The sequence below is a fragment of the Companilactobacillus baiquanensis genome (genome assembly GCF_003946605.1).
Classification (GTDB): Bacteria; Bacillota; Bacilli; order Lactobacillales; family Lactobacillaceae; genus Companilactobacillus; species Companilactobacillus baiquanensis.
In genome coordinates, this window is record NZ_RHOQ01000003.1 from 280,206 (window position 1) to 293,706 (window position 13,501).

Here is a 13,501-nt window from a genome sequence, read left to right on the forward strand (position 1 = left end):
CAAGTTGTAATTAAAGAATAATTTCTTAAAAGAAATTCTGTTTTAAACAGAGGTAGACAATATGGAATGGAAGATAGGAAACGTAACGATTCCTAATCAGCTTGTTGTTGCACCGATGGCGGGAATTACCAACGCTTCCTTTCGAGTCACTGCAAGAGAGTTTGGAGCTGGGCTGGTCGTTTGTGAAATGATTAGTGATCAAGGAATCAAATATCGTAACAGTAAAACGTTAGGGATGTTGTTCGTTGACCCTAAGGAGCATCCCGTTAGCATCCAAATTTTTGGTGGTAGCAAGGAATCTTTAGTTCAAGCGGCACGTTATGTTGCAGAGAATACTAGTGCTGATATTATTGACATTAATATGGGCTGTCCAGTTAAGAAGGTTACCAAAATTGGAGCTGGATCGAGCTGGTTAAAGGATCCTGATAAGCTCTATGAAGCTGTTAAGGCCGTAAATGATGCCATTGATAAACCTTTAACCGTGAAAATGAGGACCGGTTGGGATGACGATCATATTTTAGCTGTGGAAAATGCATTGGCTGCTCAAGAAGCGGGTGCAAGTGCAATCGCTATGCACGGTCGCACAAAGGCCCAGATGTATACTGGACATGCTAATTGGGATATCCTACATGAAGTGGCTCAACATTTGACAGTTCCTTTCATGGGAAATGGTGACGTTAAGACGCCGCAAGATGCCAAGTATATGTTAGACGAAGTCGGAGCTGATGCGGTTATGGTTGGACGAGCTGTACTAGGTAACTTATGGCGTTTGAATGAAATGGAACATTATTTGGAAACTGGACAGTTGTTGCCAGAACCAAGTGTTAGAGAAAAAGTTAATATAGCTAAACTTCAACTTCAACGTCTGGTAGACTTAAAAGGTGAGCATGTTGGTGTTCCGGAATTTCGTCAACAGGCAGCATATTATCTAAAGGGGATTCCCCATGCTGTCAGAACACGTGCTAAAGTAGTGAATGTTAATTCAATGCAAGAAGTGTTCGACACCTTAGATGAATTTGTTGAAAGTTACGAAAAAAGAGAAGCGAGATCTTCAAAAATTTCGTAGACAGGGGGAAAAAATTTGAGTAACGAAAATAATAAAAAGCAACCAACTAAAGAAGAAATAAAGAAAGCAAGAGTCATGAATGATCAATTACGGGTCAGACGTGATAAATTGCAAGAACTTTATGATGAAGGCGTTGATCCATTCGGTTCAAGATTTGAGAGAACTGCTTTGGCTCAAGAAATTCATGACAAGTACGGTGATGAAGACAAGGAAACTCTTGAAGAACAAGATTTACCAGTTGTTATCGCCGGTAGAATGATGACAAAGCGTGGTAAGGGTAAAGTTGGTTTTGCCGATATCCGCGATCGTTCTGGTAAGATTCAAATTTATGTTCGTAAAGATGTTGTCGGTGAAGAGAACTATCACATCTTTAAACGTTCTGATATTGGTGACCACTTAGGTATTCACGGTGAAATTATGAAGACAGATATGGGTGAATTGACAGTTAAAGCCACTCACGTCACAATGCTTTCAAAATCATTGCGTCCTTTGCCAGATAAATTCCATGGTTTAACTAATGTTGAACAAATATATCGTCAAAGATATTTGGACTTAATTGCTAACCAGGATAGTTTTGAACGTTTCAAGAAACGAACAAAGATCATTTCCGCTGTACGTGAATATTTAGACGATGAAGGCTTCATGTCAGTTGAGACACCCGTTTTGAATACACAAGCCGGTGGTGCTAGTGCCCGTCCATTTATTACGCATCACAATGCTTTGGATATGGAAATGTATCTAAGAATCGCTCTAGAATTGCCATTGAAGAGATTAATTGTTGGTGGTTTTGAACGTGTTTATGAAATTGGTCGTGCTTTCCGTAATGAAGGTTTGGACACACAACATAATCCTGAATATACTTCATTGGAAACATATGCCGCTTATTGGGATATGACAGATGTTATGAAGGAAGTCGAAGGAATGTTCCGTCACGCTGCCGATAAAGCTAATGGTTCACAAATTGTTAGCTATCAAGGTGAAGAAGTTGATTTGAGCAAGCCTTTCAAACGTATCAAGATGGTTGATGCTATCAAAGAACAAACAGGTATCGACTTTAATGTTGATATGGATCTTGAACAAGCTCGTAAATTGGCCGATGAAAAAGGTGTTCACTATGAAGAATTCTGGGGCGTTGGTCACATCATCGCTGAATTCTTTGAAGAGTTTGTTGAAGATACTTTGAAAGAACCTACATTCATTTATGAATACCCAATTGAAGTTTCCCCATTAGCTAAGAAGAGTAAAGATAATCCTAAATTTACTGATCGTTTTGAAGTTTATATTTTAGGACATGAATATGGTAATGCCTTTACTGAATTAAATGATCCAATTGATCAAAAAGCACGTTTTGAAGCTCAAGCTGCGGAACGTGAAAAAGGTAATGACGAAGCTGAACATATTGATAATGATTACGTTGAAGCCATGGAATATGGTATGCCACCAACAGGTGGACTAGGAATCGGTATTGACCGTTTGGTTATGTTACTTACTGATGCACCTTCAATTCGTGACGTCATCTTATTCCCAACAATGAAACCAGAAGATAACACCAATAATCCTGAATAAATTTAAATATGATTAATTTAAAAAAGTTAACGAAATTTCGTTGACTTTTTTTATTTGTTTTGGGTATAATAATATAGTTGTTTGTTACAAGAACACATGGAGGATTAGCTCAGCTGGGAGAGCATCTGCCTTACAAGCAGGAGGTCACAGGTTCGATCCCTGTATCCTCCATTAAACTTTTATAAGTTTAATGGGTTTATAAATTAGATCACAATTTTGCGGGTGTGGCGGAATTGGCAGACGCGCTAGATTTAGGTTCTAGTGTCCAGTGGACATGAAGGTTCAAGTCCTTTCACCCGTATTCGATATTTAAAGTATTGAATTGGTTATGCATTAAGTGTTATACTTAATGCCGACTTAGCTCAGTTGGCAGAGCATCTGTCTTGTAAACAGGGGGTCGGAGGTTCGAATCCTCTAGTCGGCATTATGCGGAAGTAGTTCAGTGGTAGAACATCACCTTGCCATGGTGGGGGTCGCGGGTTCGAATCCCGTCTTCCGCTTCATTATTAATACAGTTGATCGGGAAATAGCTCAGCTTGGTAGAGCGCTACGTTCGGGACGTAGAGGTCGCAAGTTCGAATCTTGTTTTCCCGATATAAAAGAGATCATCGCTTCTTAATTAGAAGTTGATGATCTCTTTTATTTGGGCTGATTACTAATGTGTGGAACTTAAATATGTAATAATAGTAGATAAGAAATGTAAGCAGAAGAATTTTTCTAATTAGTGTATGAGTTAAATCACTTGCATTTTTACACAACAGAATTATACTTTCTACACCAAGAAATTTATAAGTCGAGGTAGTTAAAATGGACAAAGTATTTACCGAAAGCGCAAAGAACGCACTTGTTTTGGCTCAAGAGCAGGCTAAAACATTTCATCATAATGCTGTTGGTACTGAGCATATTCTTCTAGGCTTAACGATGGAGAATGATGGTATAGCTGGTATTACTTTGAGAGATCTCGCCGTTAGCGAACGTGATGTTGAAGAAGAAATTGAACATCTAACTGGCTATGGAGATGTTTCATCTAATACCGCCAAGGGCATTTACCTACCTTATTCACCAAAAGGACAAAAGATTCTTGCTAACTCACAAGATGTTTCTGATCAATACAACACTAGTCGTATTGGAACAGAACATATTTTGTTAGCTATTTTAGACGATACTGATAATTTAGCAAATCGTATTTTGACTAATTTGGGTCTCAGCTTAACTAAGACCAAGAACTTGCTTCTTAACAAGATGGGGATGTCAAGTAAAAGCGGGCCTAGAGGCATGGCTGCTAATATGGCAGCTCGTAATAAAAAGAAACAAACTGCTGGTACACCAACACTCGATTCTTTAGCACGTGATTTAACTAAGATCGCCGCAGAAAATAAGATCGATCCTGTTATTGGACGTAAAAAAGAGGTTGAGAGAACTATTCAAATCCTCAGCCGTAGAACTAAGAACAATCCCGTTTTAGTCGGTGAACCCGGAGTTGGTAAAACTGCTATTGCAGAAGGTTTAGCTAGTTATATTGTTAAAAAAGAAGTTCCACTTGATATGCAAAATAAACGTATCATGATGTTGGATATGGGTTCTTTAGTTGCCGGTACTAAATATCGTGGTGAGTTTGAAGACCGTTTAAAGAAAATCATTGAAGAAATTTATAAAGATAAGCATGTTATTCTCTTTATCGATGAATTGCATACTTTAATCGGTGCTGGTGGTGCTGAAGGTGCTATTGATGCATCTAATATTCTTAAACCAGCCCTAGCACGGGGTGAACTTCAATTGATCGGTGCTACAACTTTAAATGAATACCAAAAGTACATCGAAAAAGATAGTGCTTTAGAGCGTCGTTTTGCCAAGATAGTTGTCGAAGAACCAACTGAAGAAGAGTCAGTTGAAATTCTCAAAGGACTACGTCCTAGATATGAGCAACATCATGGTCTACTTATTTCTGATGAGGCCATTGAAGCTGCAGTTAAACTTTCAACTCGTTATTTGACTAATCGTTTCTTACCAGATAAGGCAATTGATCTAGTCGATGAAGCTTCAGCTAAAGTAAGGATTCATAATGTATCTAAAAATAATGATCTAGATGATCTAACTGCTCAATCAATGAAACTGATCGATGATAAGAATAATGCTATCTTGGATCAGGATTTTGAAAAAGCAGCTAAGATTCGTGAGCAGGAACAAGATATTCAAGAAAAAATTTCAGAACTAAAAGAATCAAAAGAAACTGGTCATGCTAAGCAGGCAGTGGTTAAGACGAATGATATCGCTGAAATTATTGCTGAATGGACTGGGGTTCCGGTTAAACAGATCACTCGTAAAGAAAGTGAACGTCTGTTGAACCTTGAAAAAGAACTTCATAAACGTGTTATTGGTCAAAATGATGCCATAAGTGCTATCTCACGTGCCATTCGTCGAGCTAGAAGTGGCATGAAAGATCCAGATAGACCTATTGGATCATTTATGTTCTTAGGACCTACTGGTGTTGGTAAGACTGAACTTGCTAAATCAATTGCTGAAGTTATGTTTGGTTCAGAAGATAATCTGATTCGTGTTGATATGTCAGAGTATATGGAACAATACAGTACTTCAAAATTGATCGGTTCAGCTCCTGGTTACGTTGGATTTGATGACGGTGGTCAATTAACTGAAAAAGTTAGAAATGAACCTTATTCTGTTATCTTGCTTGATGAAGTTGAGAAGGCTCATCCAGATGTCTTTAATATCTTATTGCAAGTATTAGATGATGGAATTTTGACTGATGCTAAAGGTCGTAAAGTCGACTTCCGTAACACCATCATAATTATGACTTCTAACTTGGGTGCTCGTGCATTGCAAGAAGACAAGGAAGTTGGATTTGGTGCTAAGGATGTAGCCGATGACTATAAAGAAATGCAAAATCGTATCAATACAGAATTGAAGAAATTCTTTAGACCAGAATTCCTAAATCGTATTGATGAAACAATTGTCTTTAAGTCATTGAATCGTGACCAATTAAAGGCTATTGCCAAAATCATGAGTGGAAACTTGAGAAAACGTTTGGAAGATCGCAAGATTGAACTTGTCATTTCACCAGCCGCATATAGTGATCTGGTAAAAGATGGATATAATCCTGAATATGGGGCACGTCCAATGAGAAGAACGATCCAAAGAGAAATCGAAGATCCAGCCAGTGAATTGTTACTTATGAATAAAGTAACTGAAGGCGATACGATCAAAGTTGGCTCAAAACAAGGCAAGTTGACCGTAACTGTTTCTAAAGACAAAAAGAAAAATGAAAAATCACTCACACACTAATCGCTATCTATTGACAATCTAATTTCTAGGTAGTATTATCTTTTGTGAGATTCAAAGTTCAAAACGTTAGCCGCGATCTATTGTCCGTGGCCATACCGTATAGAAAAAGCAAAAGTAGGATTTAGAATTCTATTTTTGGTTTTTTTTTGCCTAAAATTAGGGTATAAAAACGTTTTCTTACAATTTGTAACGAAAATGTAATATTCGGTCAACGTTTGAACAAATTATATGTTGAGGTGAAAAATTTGACTTATCATAACGTTAATTATGGTGCACACCGTGTTCGTCGTAGTTATGCAAAGATCAAGGAAGTTCTTCCACTGCCAAATTTAATAGACATTCAAACAAATTCTTATAACTGGTTCTTAGATGAAGGACTTAAAGATATGTTTGATGACGTTATGCCTATTGATGATTTCGGTGGAAATCTTTCATTAGAGTATGTTGATTACAAACTATTAGAACCTAAGTATACAGTTGAAGAAGCAAGACAACATGATGCTAATTATTCAGCACCATTGCATGTCACATTGAAATTGACTAACCATGAAACAGGCGAGATCAAGACTCAAGATGTTTTCTTTGGCGATTTTCCAATTATGACAGAGCAAGGTACTTTTATTATTAATGGTGCCGAACGTGTTATTGTTTCTCAATTAGTACGTTCACCTGGTATTTATTACAATTCAGATACCGATAAAAATGGTCGTATTAACTTTGGAACAACTGTTATTCCTAACCGTGGTGCTTGGTTGGAATTTGAAACAGATGCTAAAGGTTTGGGTTACGTTAGAATTGATAGAACTAGAAAACTACCTATTTCTGAATTGATCAGATCATTAGGTTTTGGTGCTGATTCTGAAATTCTTGATATCTTTGGTGAAAATGATACTTTGAATTTAACACTTGAAAAAGATGTTCATAAAGATACAAGTGACTCTCGTGTTGAAGAAGCATTAAAGGATATTTATGAAAGACTTCGTCCTGGTGAACCTAAGACTGCCGATTCATCTCGTTCATTGCTATATGCTAGATTCTTCGACCCACGTAGATATGACATGGCATCTGTTGGTCGTTACAAGGTCAACAAGAAGCTTAATCTAAAAACAAGACTTTTGAATAAGACACTTGCTGAAACACTTGCTGATCCTGATACAGGTGAAGTTATCTTGGCTAAGGATACAGTTCTTGACCGTGAAGCTATGAACAAATTGAGTCCATACCTTAAACGTGAAGACTTCAAGACTGTAACTCTTCAACCATCAGATGAAGGTGTTTTGACAGATCCAGTTACAATTCAAATTATTAAAGTTTATTCAGAAGCTGATAATGAAAAAGTTGTTAATATGATCGGTAATGGTCATATTGATGCTAAATTGCGTGTTATCACACCTGCTGATATTTTGGCTGGTATCAATTACTTCTTAAATCTTAAAGAAGATATTGGTAACGTCGATGATATTGATCACTTGGGTAACCGTCGTATTCGTTCAGTTGGTGAATTACTTCAAAATCAGTTCCGTATTGGTTTATCACGTATGGAACGTGTTGTACGTGAAAGAATGTCAATTCAAGACTCAGCTACTGTTACACCACAACAATTGATCAATATTAGACCAGTTGTTGCCTCAATCAAGGAATTCTTTGGTTCATCACAATTGTCACAGTTCATGGATCAGACTAATCCGCTTGGAGAACTAGAACACAAGCGTCGTCTATCTGCTCTTGGACCTGGTGGTTTGACTCGTGATCGTGCCGGATATGAAGTTCGTGACGTTCACTATACTCACTATGGTCGTATGTGTCCTATTGAAACTCCTGAAGGTCCTAATATTGGACTTATTAATAACTTGGCTAGTTATGCCATTATTAATGAATATGGTTTCATTGAAACACCATATCGTCGTGTTTCATGGGATACACATAAGGTTACAAATAAGATCGATTATCTAACTGCTGACGAAGAAGATAATTATGTTGTTGCTCAGGCTAATACACCGCTTGATGAAGATGGTGGATTTGTTGACAACACAATTTTGGCTCGTAAAAAAGATGACAATATCGAAACTACTCCAGAAAAAGTCGATTACATGGACGTTTCTCCTAAACAAGTAGTTTCAGTTGCCACAGCATGTATTCCTTTCTTGGAAAATGATGATTCTAACCGTGCCTTGATGGGTGCTAACATGCAACGTCAAGCTGTTCCTTTGGTTAATCCACATGCACCACTTGTTGGTACAAGTATGGAATATATTGCTGCCCATGATTCTGGTGCCGCACTTATTGCTAAGAATGATGGTGTCGTTGAATACGTTGATGCTAGAAAGATTACTGTAAAACGTAATGATGACAGCACAATTGATGAATATAAAGTAACTAAGTTCCGTCGTTCAAATAATGGTAAGAGTTATAACCAAAAACCTATCGTTAGAAAAGGTGAAGAAGTTAAAGCTGGAGATATTATCGCCGATGGTCCTGCAATGGAAAATGGTGAATTAGCTCTTGGTCAAAACCCATTGATCGCCTTTATGACATGGAATATGTATAACTATGAAGATGCCATCGTTCTTTCAGAAAAATTAGTTCGTGAAGATGCTTATACTTCAATTCATATTGAAGAGTATGAATCAGAAGCACGTGATACAAAACTTGGACCTGAGGAAATCACTCGTGAGATCCCTAACGTCGGTGAAGAATCACTTAAAGATCTTGATGAATTCGGTATCATTCGTATTGGTGCTGAGGTTCGTGATGGTGATATCTTAGTTGGTAAAGTAACTCCTAAAGGTGTTACAGAATTATCAGCCGAAGAAAGATTACTACATGCTATTTTCGGTGAAAAAGCTCGTGAAGTCCGTGATACATCACTTCGTGTACCACATGGTGGTGGCGGAATAATCCAAGACGTTAAAGTCTTCACACGTGAAGCCGGAGACGAATTGGATCCCGGTGTTAATATGATGGTTCGTGTCTATATTGCCCAGAAACGTAAGATTCAAGTTGGTGATAAGATGGCCGGACGTCATGGTAACAAAGGTACTGTTTCGATCGTTGTACCTCAAGAAGATATGCCTTATATGCCAGACGGTACACCAGTTGATATTCTTTTGAATCCAATGGGTGTTCCATCTCGTATGAATATCGGACAGGTACTTGATCTTCACTTAGGTATGGCTGCTAGAAAACTTGGAATCCACGTTGCAACACCTGTTTTTGATGGTGTTCAAGATAATGAACTTTGGGACATTGTTAAAGAAGCTGATATGGATTCAGATGGTAAGTCAATACTTTATGATGGTCGTACTGGTGAACCATTTAAGAACCGTGTAGCTGTTGGTGTCATGTACTACATGAAATTAGCCCACATGGTTGATGATAAACTTCATGCTCGTTCAATCGGACCATACTCACTAGTTACTCAACAACCACTTGGTGGTAAAGCACAATTTGGTGGACAGAGATTTGGTGAAATGGAAGTTTGGGCTCTTGAAGCTTATGGTGCCGCTTATACCTTACAAGAAATTTTGACATACAAGTCAGATGATATCGTAGGTCGTGTAAAGACTTATGAGGCTATTGTTAAGGGTGAAAGTATTCCTAAACCAGGTGTTCCAGAATCATTCCGTGTTCTTGTTAAAGAGTTGCAAGCCTTAGGTCTTGATATGAAAGTTCTAGATTCTCACAGCAAAGAAATCGAACTTAGAGATATGGATGACGATGATGATACTGTAAGTATCGACGCATTATCTAAACTCGCAAAACAACAAGAAGAAAAACGTGCAGAAGAAGAAGCCAAGAAGTTGGAAGAATCACAAGATTCAACTGCTGACTCACGTACAAAATCAGAAAACTAGTCAAAATAGTGATTAGGGAGGATACCTTTTGATAGACGTTAATAAATTTGAAAGTATGCAAATAGGTTTAGCATCTCCTGACAAGATTCGTAGCTGGTCTTATGGAGAAGTTAAGAAACCTGAAACAATCAACTACCGTACTTTGAAACCAGAAAAAGATGGTCTATTCGATGAAAGAATTTTTGGACCAACTAAAGACTGGGAATGTGCCTGTGGTAAATATAAACGTATCCGCTATAAGGGTATTGTTTGTGACCGTTGTGGTGTTGAAGTTACTCGTTCAAAAGTTCGTCGTGAACGTATGGCGCACATCGAATTAGCTGCACCAGTTACACATATTTGGTACTTCAAGGGAATCCCATCACGTATGGGACTTGTTTTGGACATGAGTCCTAGAAACCTTGAAGAAGTAATTTACTTTGCTTCATATGTAGTTATTGATCCAGGTGAAACAGACCTAGAAAGAAGACAACTACTTACAGAATCAGAATATCGTAAGAAACGTGAAGAATTTGGTAACAAATTCGTTGCTAAGATGGGTGCCGAAGGTATCAGAGAACTTCTTAGCCAAGTTGATATGGAAACAGACATCAAAGAATTACGTGAAACTTTAAAGACTGCTCAAGGTCAAAAACGTACACGTGCTATTAGACGTTTGGATATTCTTAGTGCTTTTGCTAAGTCAGGTAATAAACCGGAGTGGATGGTAATGGAAGCAATTCCCGTTATCCCACCTGATTTAAGACCAATGGTTCAACTAGAAGGTGGCCGTTTTGCCACATCTGATTTGAATGATCTATATCGTCGTGTTATTAACCGTAATAATCGTTTGAAGAGATTGTTGGATCTACATGCTCCAAACATCATTGTTCAAAATGAAAAGAGAATGCTTCAAGAAGCTGTCGATGCATTGATCGATAATGGTCGTCGTGGCCGTCCTGTTACAGGACCTGGTAACCGTCCATTGAAGTCACTATCACATATGCTTAAAGGTAAGCAAGGACGTTTCCGTCAAAACTTACTTGGTAAACGTGTTGACTATTCTGGACGTTCAGTTATCGATGTTGGTCCTACATTGAAGTTCTATCAATGTGGATTGCCTCGTGAAATGGCTTTGGAATTATTCAAACCATTTGTAATGCATGAACTAGTTAAAAGAGAGATTGCTTCAAACGTTAAAAACGCTAGAAGAAAGATCGATCGTCAAGATGATGACATTTGGGATGTACTTGAAGATGTAATTAAAGAACGTCCAGTTCTACTTAACCGTGCCCCTACACTTCACAGACTTGGTATTCAAGCCTTTGAACCTGTTTTGGTTGATGGTAAGTCAATTCGTCTTCACCCACTTGCTTGTGAAGCTTATAATGCCGATTTTGATGGGGATCAGATGGCTGTCCACGTTCCTCTATCAGATGAAGCTCAAGCTGAAGCACGTATGTTGATGCTTGCTGCTCACCATATCCTTGCTCCTAAAGATGGTAAACCTATTGTTACACCATCACAGGACGTTGTTTTGGGTAACTACTACCTAACAATCGAAACAAGACATATGACTGGTGAAGGTAAGATCTTTACAGATGCTAATGAAGTACAAACTGCTCTTGTTAATGGTGATGTTCATTACCATACAAGAATTGGTTTGTCAGTTGCCTCAATGCCAAACAAGCCTTTCTCTGATGATCAAAGAGATAAGATCATGGTTACAAGTGTTGGTAAAGTTATCTTTAATGAGATTCTTCCTGAAGATTTCCCATACTTAAATGAACCAACCGATGACAATTTAGTTCATGGTGTTCCTGATAAGTACTTCTTAGATAAAGGTGAAAATATTCAAGACAAACTTGACGAAATGGACCTTGTTGATCCATTGAAGAGTGGTTATTTAAGTGATATCATTGCCCAAATCTTTAAGATATATCGTGTTCAAAGAACATCTTCATTACTTGATGATATGAAGGAATTAGGATATACAATTTGTACACTTTCTGGATTAACAGTTGGTGTTACAGATGTTCCTAACTTAACTGAAAAACCTGAAATCATCGAAAAGGCCCACAAACAAGTTGCTTCAATTTCTAAGCAATTCCGTCGTGGACTTATCACTGACGATGAACGACATGACCGTGTTATCAGTGTTTGGAATGATACAAAAGATGAAATTCAACAATTGTTGATCGATTCCTTTGATCCAACAAACCCTATTTCAATGATGTCTGATTCTGGTGCCCGTGGTAATATCTCAAACTTTACTCAGCTTGCTGGTATGCGTGGACTTATGGCTGCCCCTAATGGTGGTATGATGGAAATTCCTGTTATTTCTAACTTCCGTGAAGGACTATCCGTTTTGGAAATGTTCATGTCAACCCACGGTGCTCGTAAAGGTATGACCGATACAGCCTTGAAGACTGCTAACTCTGGTTACTTGACACGTCGTCTAGTTGATGTTGCTCAAGATGTTATCGTACGTGAAGAAGATTGTGGTACTGACCGTGGACTTCTAGTAAGTTCAATTATGGAAGGTACAGACATGATCGAACCATTGTATGACCGTCTTGTTGGACGTTATACACAAAAGACTGTTAAAGATCCTGAGACTGGTGAAGTTCTTGCTGATCGTGGTGTTCTTATGGATGAAAACCTAGCTCAAAAGATCGTTGATGCTGGTGTTAAAGAAGTAACAATTCGTTCTGCATTTACATGTGATACAAAACATGGTGTATGTAAGAAATGTTACGGTAGAAACCTTGCTACTGGTGAAGAAGTTGAAATTGGTGAAGCAGTTGGTACTGTTGCTGCTCAATCAATCGGTGAACCAGGTACACAGCTTACTATGCGTAACTTCCATACCGGTGGTGTTGCTGGTGGCGATGATATTACACAAGGACTTCCTCGTGTTCAAGAAATCGTTGAAGCTAGAAACCCTAAAGGTCTTGCAGTTATTTCTGAAGTTGACGGTACTATTACTGCCATTGATGAAAATCCTGCTGAACGTACTAAAGAGATCACTGTTGAAGGTGATATTGATACTAGATCTTATAGTGTTCCTTATACATCAAGTGTTGCGGTTGCCGAAGGTGAACATGTTGACCGTGGTGGTAAGTTAACACAAGGTTCAATTGATCCTAAGGAATTGATCAAAGTTACAAATGTTCAAACAACTGAAAACTACTTACTTGCTGAAGTTCAAAAGGTTTACCGTATGCAAGGTGTTGATATTTCTGATAAGCATTTCGAGGTTATGATCAGACAAATGCTACGTAAGATCAGAATTCTTGACCCAGGTGATACAGATGTTCTACCAGGACAATTAATGGATATTTCCCAATTTACAGATCATAACCGTGAAACATTGTTTAACGGTGGAATTCCTGCAACGGGACGTCCAGTTCTACTTGGTATTACTAAAGCCTCACTTGAAACAAATAGTTTCTTATCAGCTGCTTCATTCCAGGAAACAACAAGAGTTCTTACAGATGCTTCTATTAGAGGTAAGAATGATCCACTTCTTGGACTTAAAGAGAATGTTATCATTGGTAAACTTATTCCTGCCGGTACTGGTATGGCTAAGTACAACCATATGGAACCAAAGAAGACTGGTCCAATGGCTGAAAATTCAATCAATGGTGCATACACTATTTCTGATATTGAAGCTCAAATGAAAGCCGAAGATGCAACAAATCACGGTGAATAATTTAAAAAAGACAACCAGATG

General features: G+C 38.1%; 5 protein-coding genes and 5 tRNA genes. All 10 read left to right on the top strand.

Features of this window, described 5'->3' with window-relative positions:
• The first annotated feature begins 61 nt into the window (after positions 1-61).
• The 10 genes from dusB to rpoC all read left to right on the top strand — a co-directional run bounded on the left by dusB (position 62) and on the right by rpoC (position 13,480).
• Positions 62-1,066 (top strand): tRNA dihydrouridine synthase DusB, encoded by a 1,005-nt coding sequence (gene dusB / locus EKM77_RS06895; RefSeq protein ID WP_125593328.1) that lies wholly within the window; start codon positions 62-64, stop codon positions 1,064-1,066.
• A gap of 75 nt (positions 1,067-1,141) precedes the next feature.
• The gene (gene lysS, locus EKM77_RS06900) at positions 1,142-2,632 is read left to right on the top strand and encodes a lysine--tRNA ligase (RefSeq protein ID WP_191987449.1); all 1,491 of its coding nucleotides are present in this window, start codon (positions 1,142-1,144) and stop codon (positions 2,630-2,632) included.
• 98 nt (positions 2,633-2,730) lie between these two features.
• Positions 2,731-2,803: transfer RNA gene (locus tag EKM77_RS06905), tRNA-Val, on the top strand.
• 47 nt (positions 2,804-2,850) lie between these two features.
• A tRNA-Leu gene (locus EKM77_RS06910) sits at positions 2,851-2,933 on the top strand.
• 50 nt (positions 2,934-2,983) lie between these two features.
• A tRNA-Thr gene (locus tag EKM77_RS06915) sits at positions 2,984-3,056 on the top strand.
• A 4-nt stretch (positions 3,057-3,060) separates the two neighbouring features.
• A tRNA-Gly gene (locus tag EKM77_RS06920) sits at positions 3,061-3,132 on the top strand.
• 20 nt (positions 3,133-3,152) lie between these two features.
• Positions 3,153-3,226 (top strand) — tRNA-Pro (locus EKM77_RS06925).
• 213 nt (positions 3,227-3,439) lie between these two features.
• Complete coding sequence (locus tag EKM77_RS06930; RefSeq protein WP_125593329.1) at positions 3,440-5,932, top strand: ATP-dependent Clp protease ATP-binding subunit; 2,493 nt, start codon at positions 3,440-3,442, stop codon at positions 5,930-5,932.
• Positions 5,933-6,177: 245 nt separating this feature from the next.
• The gene (gene rpoB, locus EKM77_RS06935; protein WP_125593387.1) at positions 6,178-9,786 is read left to right on the top strand and encodes a DNA-directed RNA polymerase subunit beta; all 3,609 of its coding nucleotides are present in this window, start codon (positions 6,178-6,180) and stop codon (positions 9,784-9,786) included.
• Positions 9,787-9,814: 28 nt separating this feature from the next.
• On the top strand, positions 9,815-13,480 hold the full coding sequence (gene rpoC, locus EKM77_RS06940) for a DNA-directed RNA polymerase subunit beta' (RefSeq protein ID WP_125593330.1): 3,666 nt from the start codon (positions 9,815-9,817) through the stop codon (positions 13,478-13,480).
• Positions 13,481-13,501 lie beyond the last annotated feature (21 nt).

What these genes read in the sequence shown, in the direction of transcription:
- EKM77_RS06930 (WP_125593329.1), top strand. Translation starts at nt 3,440, where the DNA reads ATGGACAAAGTATTTACCGAAAGCGCAAAGAACGCACTTGTTTTGGCT.
- lysS (WP_191987449.1), top strand. Translation starts at nt 1,142, where the DNA reads ATGAATGATCAATTACGGGTCAGACGTGATAAATTGCAAGAACTTTAT.
- dusB (WP_125593328.1), top strand. Translation starts at nt 62, where the DNA reads ATGGAATGGAAGATAGGAAACGTAACGATTCCTAATCAGCTTGTTGTT.